This window comes from Aestuariivita sp. (genome assembly GCF_021404545.1).
Lineage (GTDB): Bacteria > Pseudomonadota > Alphaproteobacteria > Rhodobacterales > Rhodobacteraceae > Aestuariivita.
The window spans coordinates 18,049-36,818 of the sequence record NZ_JAAWWD010000042.1 but is presented as its reverse complement, the minus strand read 5'-3'; the positions used below and the strand labels follow the sequence as shown (position 1 = coordinate 36,818).

15 protein-coding genes and 1 tRNA gene are annotated in these 18,770 nt (G+C 64.1%); 8 read left to right on the top strand and 8 right to left on the bottom strand.

The window, feature by feature from the left end; all coding sequences use genetic code 11:
• Nucleotides 1–244 precede the first annotated feature (244 nt).
• From HEP69_RS14695 to HEP69_RS14680, 4 genes are all read left to right on the top strand, one after another.
• A complete protein-coding gene (locus tag HEP69_RS14695) occupies nt 245–2,287 on the top strand; it encodes an ASKHA domain-containing protein (protein ID WP_290559299.1) in 2,043 nt (680 codons plus the stop codon).
• Nucleotides 2,288–2,301: 14 nt separating this feature from the next.
• A complete protein-coding gene (locus HEP69_RS14690; protein ID WP_290559298.1) occupies nt 2,302–3,147 on the top strand; it encodes a methyltransferase domain-containing protein in 846 nt (281 codons plus the stop codon).
• Between the two features lie 25 nt (nt 3,148–3,172).
• Nucleotides 3,173–3,739, top strand: a complete 567-nt coding sequence (locus tag HEP69_RS14685; protein WP_290559297.1) for a peroxidase-related enzyme — start codon at nt 3,173–3,175, stop codon at nt 3,737–3,739.
• A 236-nt stretch (nt 3,740–3,975) separates the two neighbouring features.
• Nucleotides 3,976–4,049, top strand: a tRNA-Gly gene (locus HEP69_RS14680).
• Between the two features lie 42 nt (nt 4,050–4,091).
• Here the strand turns inward: HEP69_RS14680 and HEP69_RS14675 are convergent.
• Nucleotides 4,092–5,072: a 2-dehydropantoate 2-reductase gene (locus HEP69_RS14675; RefSeq protein ID WP_290559353.1), complete on the bottom strand. Its 981-nt coding sequence runs from the start codon at nt 5,070–5,072 to the stop codon at nt 4,092–4,094.
• Nucleotides 5,073–5,169: 97 nt separating this feature from the next.
• A complete protein-coding gene (locus tag HEP69_RS14670; RefSeq protein ID WP_290559296.1) occupies nt 5,170–6,696 on the bottom strand; it encodes an acyl--CoA ligase in 1,527 nt (508 codons plus the stop codon).
• Between the two features lie 227 nt (nt 6,697–6,923).
• Between HEP69_RS14670 and HEP69_RS14665 the strand changes: the two genes are divergently transcribed.
• Nucleotides 6,924–8,015 carry a histidinol-phosphate transaminase gene (locus HEP69_RS14665; protein ID WP_290559295.1) on the top strand — a complete coding sequence of 364 codons (1,092 nt, stop codon included), beginning with the start codon at nt 6,924–6,926 and terminating at the stop codon, nt 8,013–8,015.
• On the opposite strand, the gene HEP69_RS14660 is transcribed toward HEP69_RS14665, so the two are convergent.
• Complete coding sequence (locus HEP69_RS14660) at nt 8,012–8,992, bottom strand: 3-hydroxybutyryl-CoA dehydrogenase (RefSeq protein ID WP_290559294.1); 981 nt, start codon at nt 8,990–8,992, stop codon at nt 8,012–8,014. The two genes, HEP69_RS14665 and HEP69_RS14660, sit on opposite strands and share 4 nt — an antisense overlap.
• Nucleotides 8,979–10,079, bottom strand: a complete 1,101-nt coding sequence (locus HEP69_RS14655; RefSeq protein ID WP_290559293.1) for an NAD/NADP-dependent octopine/nopaline dehydrogenase family protein — start codon at nt 10,077–10,079, stop codon at nt 8,979–8,981. The genes HEP69_RS14660 and HEP69_RS14655 overlap by 14 nt, the downstream gene beginning before the upstream one ends.
• 230 nt (nt 10,080–10,309) lie before the next feature.
• On the opposite strand from HEP69_RS14655, the gene dctP reads away from it, so the two are divergent.
• The 3 genes from dctP to HEP69_RS14640 all read left to right on the top strand — a co-directional run bounded on the left by dctP (nt 10,310) and on the right by HEP69_RS14640 (nt 13,292).
• Nucleotides 10,310–11,335: a TRAP transporter substrate-binding protein DctP gene (gene dctP, locus HEP69_RS14650; RefSeq protein ID WP_290559292.1), complete on the top strand. Its 1,026-nt coding sequence runs from the start codon at nt 10,310–10,312 to the stop codon at nt 11,333–11,335.
• 97 nt (nt 11,336–11,432) lie between these two features.
• Entirely contained in the window at nt 11,433–11,933 is a 501-nt protein-coding gene (locus HEP69_RS14645) for a TRAP transporter small permease (protein ID WP_290559291.1), read from the top strand.
• Between the two features lie 21 nt (nt 11,934–11,954).
• Nucleotides 11,955–13,292, top strand: a complete 1,338-nt coding sequence (locus tag HEP69_RS14640) for a TRAP transporter large permease subunit (protein ID WP_290559290.1) — start codon at nt 11,955–11,957, stop codon at nt 13,290–13,292.
• 73 nt (nt 13,293–13,365) lie between these two features.
• Here the strand turns inward: HEP69_RS14640 and HEP69_RS14635 are convergent, their stop codons facing one another.
• From HEP69_RS14635 to HEP69_RS14620, 4 genes are all read right to left on the bottom strand, one after another.
• The gene (locus HEP69_RS14635; RefSeq protein WP_290559288.1) at nt 13,366–14,139 is read right to left on the bottom strand and encodes an aspartate/glutamate racemase family protein; all 774 of its coding nucleotides are present in this window, start codon (nt 14,137–14,139) and stop codon (nt 13,366–13,368) included.
• Nucleotides 14,140–14,247: 108 nt separating this feature from the next.
• Entirely contained in the window at nt 14,248–15,801 is a 1,554-nt protein-coding gene (locus HEP69_RS14630; protein ID WP_290559287.1) for an indolepyruvate oxidoreductase subunit beta family protein, read from the bottom strand.
• Nucleotides 15,798–17,948 (bottom strand): indolepyruvate ferredoxin oxidoreductase subunit alpha, encoded by a 2,151-nt coding sequence (locus HEP69_RS14625; protein ID WP_290559286.1) that lies wholly within the window; start codon nt 17,946–17,948, stop codon nt 15,798–15,800. Before HEP69_RS14625 ends, HEP69_RS14630 begins: the two co-directional genes overlap by 4 nt.
• A 29-nt stretch (nt 17,949–17,977) precedes the next feature.
• A complete protein-coding gene (locus HEP69_RS14620) occupies nt 17,978–18,469 on the bottom strand; it encodes a MarR family transcriptional regulator (protein ID WP_290559285.1) in 492 nt (163 codons plus the stop codon).
• Nucleotides 18,470–18,770: the final 301 nt, after the last annotated feature.

The window sequence follows — 18,770 nt, the reverse complement described above, 5'->3', positions numbered from 1 at the left end:
ACGTCTCCATGGATGTCTCGTTTGGCGGCGACGCTATCGCACGGTTTGGACGGCAAGAAAAGAGGGCACACAACATCTTGTCTGATTTCAGACCTGTGCGCGGCGCGACTCTTGTGCGAAAATTCACGGTCCGGCGACCGATCATGGGAACATGTGCCGCATGCGGGCTTTATTATGACGAGTTTGCAATGGTTTCTGATCGGCAAATCTCTAGGTTACGCCCAGATCAACCCTGGGAGTGCTCATGTCCACCGATCCGCTCATCGTTTTCACCCCTTCCGGCAAACGCGGCCACTTTGCCGTCGGCACCCCGATCCTGACCGCGGCGCGTCAGCTGGGCGTCGACCTCGATTCCGTCTGCGGCGGTCGCGGCATCTGCTCCAAATGCCAGATTACGCCCTCCTATGGCGAGTTCTCCAAGCACGGGGTGACGGCAAATGCCGACGCGCTGTCGGAGTGGAACGCGGTCGAGGAACGGTACAAATCCAAACGCGGTCTGAAGCAAGGCCGTCGCCTGGGCTGTCAGGCCACCGTGCAAGGCGATATCGTCATCGATGTGCCCCCCGAAAGCCAGGTCCACCGTCAGGTGGTGCGCAAGGCCGCCTCTGCCCGCGCGATCACGATGGACCCTGCCACACGGCTTTACTTTGTCGAGGTGGAGGAGCCGGACATGCACTCTCCCACGGGAGATCTTGAGAGGCTCGAACGCGCCCTCAAGGAACAGTGGCAGATCGCCGGGATCACTGCGGAGCTCTCGCTTTTGTCCAAGCTGCAGCCGGTGCTGCGCAAGGGCAAATGGCAGGTCACGGTCGCCCTTCACGCCGATCACCGGGGCGGCACGGCGAAAGTAATCGAGATCTGGCCCGGCCTGCACGAAGCAGGCCTTTACGGGCTGGCCATTGATCTTGGCTCGACCACGATCGCGGCCCATCTCACCGATCTCGACACCGGGGCGGTGATCGCCTCCTCGGGTCTGATGAACCCGCAGATCCGCTTTGGAGAAGATCTGATGAGCCGGGTCTCCTATGCCATGATGAACCCCGGAGGGGACACCGACATGACCCGCGCGGTGCGGGACGCCTTGAACGAACTGGTCGGCTCGATTGCCGAAGAAGGCGGGATCGATCCATCGCTGATCGTTGAGACGGTCTTTGTGTGCAACCCGGTGATGCACCACCTGCTTTTGGGGCTTGACCCGGTGGAACTGGGACAGGCGCCTTTCGCCCTGGCCACGTCCGCCTCCCTTACCCTGCCCGCGCACGACCTGGACCTGACCACCATGAACCCGCGTGCGCAGGTCTATATCCTGCCCTGCATCGCAGGCCACGTGGGCGCCGACGCCGCCGCGGTGGCACTGAGCGAGGAGCCGGGCAAGTCCGAGGATCTGGTCCTGGTCGTCGATGTGGGCACCAATGCGGAGATCCTGCTGGGCAATACCGAACAGGTGCTGGCGTGTTCCTCGCCCACCGGGCCTGCCTTCGAGGGCGCCCAGATCAGTTCGGGTCAACGCGCGGCCCCTGGCGCCATCGAACGGATCGAGATCAATCCGGAAACCAAAGAACCCCGGTTCCGGGTCATCGGCTCCGACATCTGGTCCGACGAGGACGGCTTTGCCGAAGCCACGGCAAGCACCGGCATCACCGGCATTTGCGGATCCGGCATTATCGAGGCCGTGGCCGAAATGCGCATGGCGGGCCTGCTGGATGACAGCGGTCTCATCGGATCGGCGGCGCAGACCGGCACCGCGCGCGCGGTGCCCGAAGGGCGTACCCATGCCTATCTGATCCATGATGAGACTGCGACGGGCGGCCCGCGCATCACCGTGACCCAAGGCGACATCCGCGCGATCCAGCTTGCCAAATCCGCGCTTTACGCCGGTGCGCGCCTGTTGATGGACGAAATGGGGGTCGACCGGGTGGACCGGGTGGTCCTGGCGGGCGCGTTCGGGGCCCATATCTCGACCAAACACGCGATGGTGCTGGGCATGATCCCCGACGCGCCGCTGGATAAGGTGACAAGCGCGGGCAACGCGGCCGGCACCGGGGCGCGGATCGCGCTGTGCAATATCGCCGCGCGCGCCGAAATCGAGCGTGTCGTGCGTGAGATCACCAAGGTCGAAACCGCGATCGAGCCCAGGTTTCAGGAGCATTTCGTGGCCGCCAACGCGATCCCCCACAAGACGGATCCGTTTCCCGAACTTGCCAAGATCGTCACCCTGCCCCAGTGTCGCTTCAACACAAACAGCGGTGACGACGGGGGCGGGCGCCGTCGGCGTCGGCGCGCCTGACCAAAGGAGAAACCATGACCCGCAATGCCGACCAACAGGCGTTCTGGACCTCCGTCGCGGGCCCCAAATGGGTCGATCATCAAGAAGCGATGGACATGCTGATGCAACCGGTGCTGGAGGGGCTTTTTGAGCGTGCGGCCCTGCCGCCCGGAGCCCGGGTTCTGGATATCGGCTGCGGCACCGGCGCAAGCAGCCTGCAGGCGGCCGAGATCGTTGGGCAAGCGGGCCAGGTGCTGGGTGCCGATATCTCGTCCTCGCTTTTGGCGCTGGCGCGGAGCCGGGCAGCGGGCCGAAGCAATATCGGTTTTGTCGAGGGCGACGCGGCAGAGCATACGTTTGCGCAGGCGCATCACGACCATCTTGTCTCGCGGTTCGGCGTGATGTTCTTCGCCGATCCTGCCGCGGCCTTTGCCAATATGGCGCGCGCCCTGAAACCGGGCGCGAAGATGACCTTTGCGGCCTGGGGGCAGATCCCTCACAACCCGTTCTTTACCGTCCCCGCGCAGGCCGCCCGCGCGCTTCTGGGGCCGGTCCCGAAATCCGACCCAGACGGCCCCGGCCCGTTCGCCTTCCGCGATCCCGACCGGGTCCTGAGCATCCTGCGAAGTGCCGGGCTGACGGACTGCGCTGTCGATGTCGTGCCCGTTGACCTCACCCCGCAGGGCACGCCCCAAAACCTGGCGCGGCAGACCACTGCCATCGGCCCCGCCGAAGCGGCCCTGTCGCATCATCAGGCCAGCCCGGATCAGCGTATCGCCCTGGAGGAAAAGCTCGTCGAGGCCTTCCGCCCCTTTCAGACCCCGCAGGGCCTGCGGATCCCGGCAGAGATCAACTATGTCTCGGCGGTTGTGCCCGCCTGACGCAACCCAATGTGTGAGGAACCCGATGAAACGCCTCTTTCCGTCGCTGCCGGAGACCGCGCATTTGGCGGATGTGCTGCGCGCCTTTCCCGCCACCGTGCGCCCTCTGCTTGAATTGCACGACGCGCTGATGCGCGGTCCCAGCGATCTCAGCGTGGCCGAGCGTGAGCTGATCGCAGCTTATGTATCGGGCCTGAACGCCTGTGCGTTCTGTTTCGGGGCGCACAGTCTGATGGCGCGGGCCTTTGGCGTGGATACCGCGGTGATCGACGCGTTGATCGCCGATCCGGCAAGCGCCCCGGTGGCCGAGCCGGTGCGCCCGCTGCTGGCCTATGTTGCCAAGCTGACCCAGACCCCGACATTGATGACCCAGGCGGATGCAGAGGCGGTCTATGACGCGGGCTGGTCCGAGGCCGCGCTCTATGACGCAATCCAGACCTGCGCGCTTTACAACTATATGAACCGCGTCATCGAAGGGACAGGCGTGGCGCCCTATCCCGATGTCGCGGAGGCGGACATGGAGGCCGAACTGCAGGCGCGCCGCAGCCGAAGCTATCTCGATTTCGGCAAGACGATTGGTGTGATCGAGTGATCAAGCGCGACCGGATGCAGGATCGGTGAGCCAACCCGTGAGCGGCCTTGGGCTGCCCGCCCGCCAGCTTGAACAGGATGATATGGCGATCTGAACGATCGCCCAACGCCGCTCCGAAAGGCAATCCGACCCTGCTTGATCAGGACCGCAGATCGCCCAAAGCGCGCACACGTCGTTGCAGGCACCCGCCCCCTTGACGCGCCCCAACCCCGGTCCTATCAGGTCACGATCAGAGCGCGGGTATGGTGAAAAGGTATCACGCGAGCTTCCCAAGCTTAAGTTACGGGTTCGATTCCCGTTACCCGCTCCAGATCATCCCAATCTTTGCGGCGCAGGCGGGATGCATCCCGCCCTACGGGTAGAGACCCGCGGATCGGGCCCTGAGTTGCACGAGCGCCAGAACCGTATCGATGGTCGGTGTGGCGGTGCCGGTGATCCGGCCCAGTTCCTGGACCGAGCCCACCAAGGCGTCGATCTCCATCGGGCGTCCCTGGTCCAGATCCTGCAACATCGACGTCCGATGTGCGCCAACGGCGGCACCGCCATCGATCCGGCGGTCCACATCAATGGGAAACCTCACACCCAGTTTCTCGGCTATTTCCTGCGCCTCGACCATCATGGCGCGGGCAACATCGCGTGTGCCGGGATCGGTGCAGAGCACATCCAGCGTCGCATGGGTCAGGGCCGAGATCGGGTTGAACGACAGGTTTCCCCAAAGCTTGACCCAGATCTCATCGCGCAGGCGCGGGCGCACGGGCGCTTTCAGACCCGCCGCGCTCAGCGCTTTGGAAAGCCGCAACGCCCGCTCGGATTTCGTGCCGTCGGGCTCGCCCAAGGAGAACCGATTGCCTTCGATATGGCGGATCACGCCGGGTGCGCTCACCTCGGCCGCAGGATAGACCACACAGCCCAGAACCCGATCCGGGCCGAACCCGTCCCATTGCGCATCGCCCGGATCGACGGTTTCCAGCCGGGCGCCTTCCAGCGGGCCGCCGATCTTGTGGAAGTACCACCAGGGCAGACCGTTCACCCCTGAGACAATCGTCGTATCGGGCCCGATCAGCGGCCGCATCGCCGCCACGACCCCTGGCACGGAATGCGCCTTGAGGGTGACGATCACATAGTCCTGCGGCCCCAGATCGGCGGGCTGGTCAGAGGCGGTGACAGGCACGGTCACCGGCTCGGCCCCCTCTTCGATCAGGCTCAACCCATTGGCCTGCATCGCCGCAAGATGCGGACCCCGTGCCACCAGGCTTACATCGGCACCGACCTTTGCCAGCTTGACCCCGAGATAGCCGCCGATGGCGCCGGCCCCGAACACACAAATCTTCATCATGCTCTCCCATGTCCCGGCGGCTCTTGCGACTGCGGGGATCCCTTCCTCGTTCTCCCAGACACCCCGCGCAGGCGCTGGCACGCAGAGACGGTGATCAGGCGTCTTCCACCAATCCCAGCTTCTCGGCCAGTCCGATCCGCTGCATCTTGCCCGTTGCCCCTTTCGGGATCTCATCCAGCACGATCACCCGGCGGGGCACCTTGAAGTCGACCATCCGCTCGGCCGCGAACGCGCGAATGTCGCGGTCCGTGGTTGTTGCGCCATCGTTCAGAACCACGGCTGCCGCGACCTCCTCACCCAGCTTGGGATGCGGCAGCGCAAAGGTAACCACCTGGGCGATATCGGGGTGATCCAAAAGCACGCCATCCACCTCCAGCGGGCTGATCTTTTCGCCGCCCCGGTTGATGATTTCCTTCAAACGCCCGGTCAGGTGCAAGAACCCGTCTTCATCGAAGGCCCCCTGATCCCCGGTGCGGAACCAGCGCTGGCCATCCTCAACGAAGAAGCTCTTCTTATTTGCCTCCGCGTTCCCCTCATAACCGGGGGTCACGTTCGGGCCGGAAATCACAACCTCTCCCACAGCCGCGATCAGCCGATCCTCGGCCTCATGGGCGATGCGTACCGCAGGGCCCGCCGCCACCCCGACCGATCCGGGCTTTTGCAGATCCATCCGGTTGCTGCACATCTGATGCGCCGCCTCGGTCATGCCATAAGCCTCGATCACAGGGGCGCCAAAGGTCTCGTTCAGCGACCCCATCACCTGAGCGGGCAGCGAGGCCGAGGAGGAGCGCAGGAACCGCAACGGCACCTCGGCGATCACCTCGGTATTGCGAGCGGCCCGGGCCAGAATGGCCTGATGCATCGTCGGCACAGCGGTATACCAGGTCGGCTTGGCCTCCCGCATCCAGCCGAAGAACCGCAATGCGTCGAACCCCGGCGCGCAGCAGATCGAGGCCCCCGCCTGCAAGGACGCGGTCACGGCCGCCACCAGCCCGTGAATGTGAAAAAGCGGCATCACGTTCAGGCAACGATCACCGGGCACAAGATCCAGCGAGGCCGCGATGTTGCACGCCGAGGCCACCACGTTGGACTGCAAGAGCGGCACGATCTTGGGCCGCGAGGTGGTGCCGGAGGTGTGCAGGATCAAGGCGATATCGTCGTTCTTTGGGGCGGATTGGTCGGCCTGCTGCTCCTCTGCGGCGTCGGCCGTCAACTCAAAGGCCCCGGCCCGAGCGCCTTCGGGCACCGACAGGCGCAGCACGCGCAAGCCAAAGCGATTGGCCGCCGCTTGTGCCGGGCCATCATATCCGTGGGGCAAGATAATCGCCTTGGCCCGGAGATCTTCGAGGTAGAAGGCAAACTCATCCTCGCGGTATCCCGGATTGAGCGGAGCGGTGGTCGCGGCCTGGGCCACGCTGACGAAACACACCGCCATTTCCGGACCGTTGGGCAGCACGATCGCCACCCGATCGCCGCGACCGATACCGCAGGCATGAAGCTGATCCGCCACTTTTTTGGCCTGCGCGCGCAAGTCCCCATAGCTGAGCCAATCGCGCCCCGGCGCGCCAATGGCCGGTGCATCGTCGGGATGGCGGGCCAGCAGGCCTTGAATGGTGGTCATGACGCTCTCCTCCTTCATGGTCTTGCGGAGCTTGCCCCGCGCACGGTGCCTGATCCTTCGCACGCCGCGTCTTATCAGGGGCCTGGCTCAAATGAAATGCCGCGCGCAAACCGATGGATCGGTCCACCATTGCGCTGTTTCGATCCCGCGCCCGCCCTCGCTGTCCGGCCCGGCTTGCGTGTCGTGCCATTTTACGCCCAACTGTGCCGGACAGGAAAGGACCGCCGATGCGACCACGCGCCTATCTCGACCCGATGCCGGTGCGGGGCCGGATTGCCCGGCCCCAGCCCAAGGGCCTGCCGCTGATCAATATGGGGTTCAATGAACTGCCCTATCCACCGGCACCGAAAGTGGCCGAGGCCTTGGCGCTGGCGGCGCAACGGGCGCAGTCCTACGGCAGCCCGCACAATGACGCGCTGCGCGCCGCACTTGGCGCGCGCAACGGCCTTGCCTCCGATCAGATCATCTGCGGCAACGGATCGGAAGAGCTGCTTGACGTGATCGCGCGGGTCTTTGCCCGGCCCGGCGATGAGATCCTGATTTCGGAGTTTGGCTATATCCAGTTCGCGCTGACCGCCAATCGGGTCGGGGCCAGCCTGATCAAGGCCTCCGAACAGGCGTTTACCAGCGATATCGACGCGCTTGTGGCGGCGGTGACAGAGCGGACGCGCATCCTCTTTCTGGCCAATCCCAACAACCCCACCGGCACGATGGTGCCCTTGGCCGAGCTGGCGCGACTGGCCCGGACCTTGCCGCCTACGGTGGTTCTGGTGTTGGATCTGGCCTATGGTGAGTTCGCGCCCGAGGGCTATTGCGCGCAGGTGCATGGGTTGGTTGCCGAGCACGAGAATGTCGCCGTGACCCGCACCTTCTCCAAAGCTTACGGGCTGGCCGGGGCGCGGGTCGGATGGTGCCATGGGCCGGATTGGATGATCCCGCTGCTTTATGCCGCGCGTGGCATGGGAACGGTGAATGCGCTGGCCCAGGCCGCTGCCTGCGCCGCGCTTGACGAGATGGATGTGGTCGCAAGCCGCGTGAGAGAGATTGTCAGCGAACGCCACAGGCTGGCCGCAGCACTCACCACTCTGGGGTTCACCGTGCTGCCCTCGCAGGCCAATTTCCTGTTGATCAGCCCGCCGGACGGCACGCCCGAGACCACAGAGGCGCTGGTAGAGCATCTTTTCGACACCGCAGGTATCATCGTCAACCGCACGCGGGAGGCCGGGCTGGAACGTTTTTTGCGCTTCTCGCTGTCGAGGGCGGCCCATAACGATCTGCTGCTGGAGACGGTGCGCGCCTTCCTGGACGGCCCCCCCTAGCCCTTGACCGGCATCTTGCCCAGATGCCGCAGCATCGCCGCAAAGGCATCCAGACGGCCCTGCTGATAGGCCGCGATATCCATGCCGTCATAGTCCAGAAACCCCTGCCCGTCACGCAGCCCGGTCCGGCGCTGTTCCATATTCTCGCCGATGATCCGGGGGGCTGCGAAGCGGTCCTCGCCCGTGGCATCGGCCATGTAACGGCTGGCGTAATACAGGATGTCGCCGCCACCCCAGTCGATGAACTCCAAAAGACCCAGCACCGCAAAGCGAAAGCCGAACCCATAGCGGGTCGCGGTGTCGATGTCTTCGGCCGTGGCCACCCCGTCCTCGACCATGCGCGCGGCCTCGTTCATGGCCAGCACCTGAATGCGGGGCACGATGTAACCGGGGCTTGGCGCGCAGATGACCGGCACCTTGCCGATCCGCTCCAGCAGGTCTTTAAGCGCCTGTGTCGCCTTCGGCGCGGTGGCGGTGCCGGGCGACAGCTCCACCAACGGGACCAGAAACGCGGGGTTGAGCCAATGGGCATTGAGAAAGCGGCCGGGATGCGTGACCAAAGGTTGTAGATCGTTTGACAGGATCGTCGAGGTGGTCGAGGCGATGATGGCCGATGGATCCGCATGAGCCGAGATGCGGGCAAAGGCCTCCGCCTTGACCTCCATCGTTTCGGGCACCCCCTCAAAGATGAACCGCGCGCCCGCCAGCCCTTCTGCCAACGCATCATGGCTAAAGTGGGTGACACGCGACAGCATGCCGTCGATCTCCGCCCGCTCCAAAAGGCCAAAGCCCGCCATCATCGTCAGGGTGGCGCGGATTTCGGCCCGCGCCTCATCGGCCAGCCGTGCCGCGTCGGCGGCGTCACGTGGCTTGGCGTCGATCAGCCGCACGGGGTGGCCGGAATAGGCGAAGGCCACCGCGATCCCCCGCCCCATGCGCCCCGCCCCAACGGCGGCGATTGCGTCAAATGTGGCCATCACGCGCCCCGTCCCTCAGCATGGCCTGAAGGGTCGCGCGGTCCAGACCGGCCATTCCCAGCCCGTCCAGCGTCCGCCCGGTGGAGCGGAAATCGTCGTCGCAGATTGCCGAGGCAATGGCCAAGAGCCCCGTCGCGGTGGGCGCGGGCACCCCCGCCCAATCGGCGACCGACACGAGAAAGGCGAGCCCGATCGCCACATCCTCACGCATATAGCGATGCTCGGTCAGCACCAGATGCTCGCGCCAATCGCCGCTATCGGTCAGCCGCTCATGGGCGGCATTGCCATACATCCATTCCTCCGCATCGTTGTCGTAATGATCCGACAGCGGAAAATGCGGCGCGCCGTATCCCAGCGCCGCACGCACCGCGATGCGTTCGCTGTCGAGCCGCGTGGTCACCCGGCGGATCGCGGGCGTCGTGCCCTCGTTATGAATGTCCCAGTGGTCGAAATGCTCGATCGGCCCTGCATTCATCGTGATCAGCGGCGGATGGATGATCGGCCCGGCATTCATCAGCGCGCCCGACAGCGCGTCGCCCGCAGCCTCGACAGATGGATAGGCCTGGGCCAGAACCGCATGGGCATGATCGGCGTTGCGCAGCGGATAGACACCCGTCGGCAGACGGGTCGCGCGGGTCGTGATGGCCACCGTATCCTCTCCATGCATCCGGGTCAGATAAGGCAAGGTCCCCGCCTCTGCCCAGCTCAGATCAGCGGTATTGCCCGCCCGCCGCACGATATCGGCCATGATCCAGCTGCCGAAACTGCCGGGGGGCAAAAAGATCACCTGCCCGTCCTCCAGATGCGGGGCCAGTGCAGCCGCGATATCCGCCTGCGCCGTGGCCGGTGTCGGGCACACGATCAGCGCGGCACCCCGGACCGCCGCGCCTATATCCGAGGTGACGACCGCGATGCGCACGGGCCGCGCGCCCTTTGCATCCTTGAGTGTCAGGGTGTTGTCGCGGGCCTGCAACCCGGTCTGAGCCTGTATATCGCGGCGCCAGAATCGCACCTGATGCCCGTGCTCGGTCAGATCCACCGCGGCGGCGGTCGATCCGTTTCCCCCGCCCAAAACTGCAATCTCCATGTGTTCCCCTCATGCGCTGTCGTCTCAAAAATTGCATGAAATTTCATACAACCCGAGTTTTGATGGCAAATCCGCGCCGGTCAAGCATTTCATATGTAAATGCATGGATTTTTTGTCTGCCCGACTTGCATGCCAGGCTCAGGGGTGCATGATGCCTGCGACAAAACTGCCCAACAGCATCCGGGCGCCGTCACCAAAACAAAAACAAGACAACACGGGAGACCCCCTTCATGACCTTCTTCACCCGCCTCACGGCCAGCCTGCCCGCGCTGGGCCTTGCGCTGGCCATGGCTCCCGCCGCCACGGCCGAGGACCGCGTCAGCGCGGTGCACGCCTTTCCTGAATTTCTGGTCTACACCAAGACGTTCCTTGCCATGGTCGAGGATATCAACGCGCGCGGCGAAGGTGTCGTGCAGATCGACGTGCGTGGCGGCCCCGAGGCCATCGGCATGTTTCAGCAGCCCGCTGCCGTGCGCGACGGCGTGATCGACATGGTCCACACGCCCGGGTCGTTCTATGGCGCCAACGTGCCCGAGATCGACGCGATGGTCGCCGCCCGCGTCACCCCGATGGAGGCCCGCGCCAATGGCGGAGCCGCGATCATGGATCAGGCCCATCAAGAGCGGTTCAACGTGCGCCACCTGGGCTGGATCGACGGCGGCATCAAATTCCACATCTACATGAATTCCGAACCGACCTTCCGCGAGGACGGGATCCTGGATCTGACCGGCGTGAAGCTGCGCGACAACCCGATCTATAACGCGTTTTTCACGGCGCTGAATGCCACCACCGCGTCGATGCCCGCGACCGAAGTCTATTCGGCGCTGGAAAAAGGCGTTGTGGATTCCGCCGCCTGGACGCAGATCGGCATCCCGCAACTGCGCTGGAACGAGTTTCTGACCCACCGGGTGGATCCGACATTCTACAACACCGATATCGGCGTGATCTTCAATCTTGATGCCTGGAACGCGCTCAGCCCCGAAGCGCAGGAGCTGATCGAGACGGTTGTGATCGAATGGGAAGAGAAATCCTATAACGACCGGCAGGCCGATGTGGCAACCGATGATCAGATCCTGGCCGAGGGCGGCATGATCTTTGTCGATCACCCCACCGAGGCGGCGGGCGAGGCTTATCGCAAGATCGCCGATGACGCCTCCTGGGGCCGCATGAAAGAGCGGATCGGCGGCGATGACGCGGGCATGGAGCGTTACAAGATGCTGCGCAAACACTATGCGCTGGACGACGGCGCAAGCTGATCGTGCGACACAAGGAACGCCATCCCGCACCTGGGCTGGCGCCAACCATCCCCGTCAAGAGGGGTGCGGCATACGAGGCGGAACAGGGGGAAACGGCATGCGTGTGATTGACCGCATTTGCGATCTGTTGGCCATTCTGGCCGGGATCTATCTGGTTGCGATCATGCTGGGGATCGTGATCAGCGCGCTGGCGCGCACCGTCAACCTGTCGGGCGCCTGGTCCAGCCATGTCTTTACCTTTGCCGAGTTCGGCCTCTTGTATATCGTGATGGCCGCCTCGCCCTGGCTTGTCCGCCACAAGGGCCATGTCTTTATCGAGCTTCTGACCGCCGCGCTGCCGCGTGCCGTGCAACGCCCGTTCAGCCGCTGTGTGGCGGGCCTGTGTGTCGTGATCTGCGCGGTTCTGGTCTGGTACACATTCGGCGCCACCGCCAAGGCCTGGCAGTATGGCGATGCCGAGATGCGCAGCCTGGACATGCCCAAATACCTGCTGTTGGGAGCGATGCCGATTGGCTTCGGCCTGATGGGGATCCAGTTCGCGCGTTTCGTCTTCGGGCGCGAAACCCTGCATACCGGCCAGGCCGGCGTCTACGAATAAACGCGCTAAGGATACGCTGATATGGAATGGTTCGAGGCGCTCTTTTTCCTTTTGGGGATGATCCTGTTTTTTATGGTGCTCGGGGTGCCGGTGGCGCTGGCCTTTCTGGCCGCCAACGTCATCGGTGCCGCCTATTTCATGGGTGGGCGCGGCGACATTTTCGACCAGATGGCCCGCGGGATCGGGCAGTTGGCCAATAATGCAATCCCCACGATCACCTCGTTCAACCTGATGCCGGTGCCGATGTTTCTGTTGATGGGAGAGATCTTCTTCTTCACCGGCCTGGCCAACCGCATGTTCGGCGCGGTGGACCGGCTGATGGGCCGCCTGCCCGCGCGGCTGTCCTTTGTCACGGTGGCGGGGGGGACGGCCTTTGCGACGCTCTCGGGCTCCTCGATGGGCTCCACGGCCCTTCTGGGCTCGCTCATGGTGCCCGAGATGCAGCGGCGGGGCTACAAAAAGCACATGGCGATCGGCCCGATTCTGGGCACCGGTGGACTGGCCATGCTGATCCCGCCCTCGGCGCTTGCGGTGTTGCTGGCCACGCTGGCCGAACTGGATATCGGTGCGCTGCTGATCGCGGGCATCCTGCCCGGGCTTCTTCTGGCCTGCATGTATGTGGTGATGATCCTCGGCATGGCGCTCTACGATCCCTCCGCCGCGCCGACATATGAGGTCGAGCCGACCAGCTGGGCCGAGAAGGGCAGGCTCTTTTTCGTCGACATCCTGCCGATGGTCTCGGTGGTGATCGGAGTGATCCTGGTGATCATGTTCGGCATCGCGACCCCGTCGGAAAGTGCGGCCTTCGGCTGTCTCGGGGTGATCGTGCTGGCCGCCCTCTATCGCTCGCTCAGTTGGGACGGGCTGGTCAAATCGGTCACCGGCGCCTTGAAGGTCACCACGATGGCACTCCTGATCATCTTCGGCTCGGCCACCTTCTCGGCCCTCCTGGCCTTCTCCGGCGCCTCCTCCGGCCTGATCCGCTGGGCCACCGGGTTCGAACTCGATCCCATCACCATGCTCCTGATCATGTTCGCCATCCTCTTGGTGCTGGGCATGTTCATGGACCAGCTCTCGATGATGCTTCTCACCGTGCCGATCTTCTTTCCGCTGGCGCAAACGCTTGGCTTCGATCTGATCTGGTTCGCGGTGATCGTGCTGCTGGCGCTTGAGATCAGCTTCACCACCCCTCCCTTCGGACTGCTCCTATTCGTGATGAAAGGGGTCTCGCCCCCCGACACGAAAATGCGCGACATCTATATCGCGGCCTTGCCGTTCATCGGTTGTTCGATCTTGCTGGTTGTGCTGCTGATCTTCATCCCCGGCATTGCCACATGGCTGCCCAGCCTGGGACAGTAAGGAGGCACCCACAGGTTTCTTCTCTTTCCAAATACGGCAGACTGCGGCCCGAATCCCGCGCCAGGCTGGCCGGTCAAAGCCCCTTGGGGTGGGTCAGGAACTCTTCGATCACCGGGTCGGGTGCTTTGACGTAATCGCCCACCCGGCTCACTCCCTGTCCGGTCATCCGTTTCAGACGCACCGCCATCTCGGCCATCTGCACAGCAATCGGAATGCCGTTGATGACCGGGGCACCATCGATCTGATGGTCCTCAAACTGCGAGAAAAGCAGCATCGGAATGCCCCCGCCCGGGATCAGCACGTCGATACCGCCAGCCACCAGCGGACGGCCCTGTTCTTCAAACAGGCGCTTGACCTCTTCGGCCTTCGCATCATCGCCATAGGCCTCCAGAATCTGGCCCGGCTCGAAGGTCATGGCATGCACGCCCGTGACCCGCTCCCGCAACCCGTATTTGCCGATCTGGTGATGAAACCAGGGAATAAAGCGCGGGTTGATCGTCACGATTCCCAGCCGCTGCCCCATCTGGCAACACCACAGCATCGTCGCCTCCCCCAACCCGATCACCGGAATATCCACGACACTGCGCGCCTCATAAAGCCCGGCATCCTGGAAATGGCCCACAATGACCGCGTCATACCCCTCGCGCTCGGCCCGCACCGCGTTGCAGATCATCTCCCGCGCACAGCGGAACTCCACCAGAGGATGCGCATAACTGTCATAGGGCGTGATGCCCCGGATATCGATCTGCGTATCGCGAGACGACACAGCCTCCAGATGCGGCCGCAGCCTGTCCCAATAGGATGCCCCATTCTCGTAATCCACATAAGACTGATACCACAGCTTCATGCCACCTCTCCCCAGCAGAACCGCCAAAAACAAACCGGCCCCCCCGCCTGCTTCTTCTGGCCAAAAATAGTCCCGGAGCGCGAGGCAGAGCCTCGCATATCTCCACCCCTACCCCACAAACGACCGGATCGTGTCCAGCGCACCGCGCAGGGCCTTGCCCTCTTCATCCTTCAGCGCCGCTTCGCGCAACCGGCGCGCCCAATCGGCGGCATCCTCGCGCCCGGCGACCAGCGTGATGCCATCCAGCACGATATCGAACTTCGACAGGCCCCGCGCATGGGTATCCGAATAGCCCTTGATCAGCCGACGACAGCGCAGCACCTCGACTGCCAGCGCATAGTCTTGCTCCCGATACCCCTCCACCGTGGCGAGCCAGGCATCCAGATGCGCCATCTCCACCACGTGGCGGCGCGTGCGCACCCGGTAGCCGCGCAAACCGGCAATCAGATAGAGCGGCAAAAACCCTTTCAGCGTGTCGGTGCGGATCCGGCGCCCCTTGTTGAACCACCGATCAAGCCGCGCCATCCAGGCACCCGAATTTTCAATCCGCTCACCAAGGCGCGCAGGCAAGAGCCCCGCGATCTCTTCGGCGCGCGGATGAAAGAACTCAGTCAGCAGCAAAAGCTGATCCTCGCGCTTGCCCATCTCGCCATCGATGCGCCGGGTGCGCGCCGCACGGGTCTTGCGATCGGCCACGCGGATCACATCGTCATAGGCCATGGCGTTGGCGATGTATTTCGCGGCCTCGCGGGTCAGCTCATACGCGTGATCGGCACTGTCGCGCGCGGCAACCGCCTCCAGCCGGTCGAGATAGGCCGCGCCATAGATCACGTCCTGGAACTCCACCCCCTTGCGCAGGCCCGCGCGCGCCATCTCCTGTGCCGGTGCGGGCAACCGGGCGACCCGGGTCAAGAGGTCCTCCCATGCAGCCAGCGCCTTGGCCGGTCCGCGCGGCGCTTGGGCAATCGGCGCAGGTTCTTTTTCCGGCATGGCAACCGCCGTGGCAGGCTCCGTGACAGCGGCAAAGCCCGCCTCAAACGCCCTGAGGCTCAGCTCCACCGCCTTGCCCGAGGCGCGGATCGCATCGCGGAACTGCTCGCGCTCGAACGGCAGTGCGCGCGAGCCTGCCAGCGCTCCGAAGAGGCTGGCGGAGATGACCGAGCCTTGCTCGACCGCCAGCCGCTCCATATCCGCCGTCAACAGGCGCCGCGCGGCGATCTCGGCCGCGGCCATCACCTCCTCGGCATTGGCGATGCCATCACCGGGCACCATCTTCTCCGAGACGGCCAGGGCGCGATGGGTCGAGGCGATCAGCGTCGTGCGGTCCGGCGTGACAAAGCCGCGCTGGATCGCACGGCCCGCCTCCATCATCTCGGCGGCGATCAGCACATCGACGTCGCCTGCCGACGGCGCCAGGGAAAAGACCGTATTTTCAACGCCTTCCGGCGCAATCTCGATGTAATAGATCGTGGCGCCCGTGCGCTGCGCCACACCGGCCACAGACGTGGCCTGCACCGCGCGACCCGCCGCGCGGGCCACCGCCTCGACCCAGCCCGTCAGCACGCCACCGCCCTGCCCACCCACGGCCATGATCACCAGTTTGGTGATCGCGCGGGCGCCATCGTCACCCTGAGGCAAAAAGAGCGACTCATGCAATGTCATTGCACAACCTCATCAAAACTCACCTGTTTGGCCGCGCGCCGCGCTTGCAGCCAGCCGATCACCGACCGGCGCAGACCGGCCATCCGCGCCTCGCCTGGCCTTGGGTTATGCACCACATCCGCACGGTAAAACGACGGGCACAGCACGGCGGCATCCGCCACCTCACCGCAATTGCCGCAGCCCACACAGGTCTGATCGATCGACGCCACCGGATCGTCGCGCAGCGGATCGTCCAGGGTTTTCAACGACAGGGACGGACAGCCAGACAGCCGGATACAGGCGTGATCGCCGGTGCAGATATCCTCATCCACGCCAAAGCGCGGCGCCTCGATCCGGCGCCCTTCGCCGATCGCCTTTTTCTTGACAGGCTTCTCGCGCCGCTGCTTGTTGAGCATGCATTCGGACGAGGCCACGATGACTTTCGGCCCGTCATACTCGGTCGTCAGCGCCTCGCGGATGGTGTCGCGCAGCTTGCCCACCTCATAGGTATTGTCGATCTGGCGCACCCATTTCACGCCGACCCCTTCGAGCGCCTTGGAAATCGGGTTGTTCGTGGCCTTGGTTGGATTGTCGGCCCGCGACGACATCAGATCCTGCCCGCCGGTCGCCGCCGAATAGTAGTTATCGACGATGATCGCGACGCTGTCGGACTTGTTATAGACCATGTTGCCGATGGAGGAGCTGAGCCCGTTATGCCAGAACCCGCCATCGCCCAGGAACGAGACCGCGCGCCGCGCGCCGCCCCCGTCGAACGCCGCATTCGAGGCAGGCCCCAACCCGTACCCCATCGTCTGCCCGCCGATCTCGAACGGCGGCAGCGAGCCGAAAAGGTGACAGCCGATATCGCCGCTGATCTGATGCTTGCCCAGCTCCCCTTCGACCAGTTTCATCGCCGCAAAGATCGGGCGTTCGGGACATCCCGTGCAAAACCCCGGCGGCCGGATCGGCACGGTTTCCGACAGATCCGGGATCTCGGGCGGTGGCGCGTTGGGCGCGCGCACCTGCCCCGGCAAAAGCTGCGGGGCCGCTTGCTTGAGGAAGGTCGTCACACTGTCCAGCATAACCTGACCGGTATACTCTCCGGCCATCGGAAAGATATCCTTGCCATGCAGCCGCGTGGGAGACCCTGCGCGGTTCAGCATCGTGGCAAGGCTTTGTTCGATGAACTCGGGCTGGCCTTCCTCGACCATCAAAAGCGCGTCCTTGCCGGATGCGAATTCCAGAAACTCATCGCGCACCATCGGGTAGGTCACGTTCAGGCAATAGATCGGGATGGCCGAATTGCCCTCCACATCCGCAAGGCCCAGCCGTTGCAGCGCCCGGATCACGCCATTGAACATGCCGCCCTGCACCACCAGCCCCACAGGCGCGGTTTGCGGGCCGAACATCTCGTTCAGGCCGTTTTCACGAATGAACGCCTCGGCGGCAGGCCAGCGTTTGTCGATCTTGTCGTGTTCCTGCTTATACGAGAACGGCGGCAGCACCACGCGCTCGAAATCGCTGCGCGGGTTCGAAAGCGCGTCGCGCACGCTGAGCGGCGGGATCACGTTATCGGCGGTCTCGAACTGACCAGTGACATGACACGACCGGATGCGCACCATCAGCATCACAGGCGTATTGGACGCCTCGGACAGATCGAACCCCTGTTTGACGGATTTCACGATGGAGGGCAGGTTCGGGCGCGGATCGAGCAGCCAGAACTGCGATTTCATCGCAAAACCGTGACTGCGCTCCTGCATGATGGACGAGCCTTCACCGTAATCCTCCCCCACGATCACGAGCGCGCCGCCGGTCACACCGGACGAGGCCAGATTGGCCAGCGCGTCAGAGGCCACATTCACCCCCACCGGCCCCTTGAAGGTCACGGCCCCCCGGATCGGATAGTGGACCGACGCCGCGAGCATGGCCGCCGCGGCCGCCTCCGACGCGTTGGCCTCATAGCGCACGCCCAGCTCGGAAAGCAGGTCTTCGGCATCGGCCAGCACATCCATCAGATGGCTGATCGGCGCGCCCTGATAGCCCCCGACATAGCCCACTCCCGCCTCCAGAAGCGCCTTGGTTATCGCCAGGATGCCCTCTCCGGTAAAGGTCTCTCCAGCGCCCAGCCTAAGGTCTTCGACTTCGCGTTTGAACGATCTTTCGGCCATTTCGACTGCCTCTCTCGCTGCTCAGAAATTCAGATGTCGTGTTTGCGGATGTTGCCCAGCATCTTGCGCAGGGTGCCAACAAACGCCCGCCTCTCCGCCGCCGGGATGCCTGCGAACATGGCGTCGTGGCCCGCAATCATATGTGGCCAAAGCCGGTCGAACGCCGCCTGCCCCTGGTCGGTGAGAAAGATACGCGAGGCGCGCTGGTCATCCGGGTCGGCTTCGCGCCGCACCAGACCATCGGCACAAAGCGCATCAAGCGCACGCGACAGCGTCGATTGCTCGACCACCGCATAGACGCCCAGATCGCCGATCTGCAATCCTTCACGGACCGACAAGATGGCCAGCGCCCGCATCTTGGCCGTGCTCAACCCCAGCGCCGCCATTTCCGCGCGCAGATTGGCGTTGTAGCGCCCCATGATGCGATTCATCAGATAGGGTGCATAACCCTCCAGCCCGATATCGGAGAATTCCGGTGGATCGGCGACCTGGCTGTTGGTTGTTTGAGCGGCTTTGTGCATCGGGTGGAACTCATACAGGTGGACGACAGTGTTGTCGCGCAGCTTATATGCAAATGCAAGTAACTTGTCAGGCGGATTTGGCCGACCATGCGCCGATAAACCTCCTCATGGGTCTACTGATCAACCGAAAGGCTGGTCCGTCAGTCACGCAGATGTCGCATCGGCCCCGGTGCCGACGCTGCGATCGCCAAACGGATCAACCCCGACCTTGGCAGACCGTTGCGCTGCGCCGTCGCCCAAGATGCGCGGGTCTGTCGGGCCGCAGATCCCGGATAGCCCTTCGCCCCAGAATATGGCACCT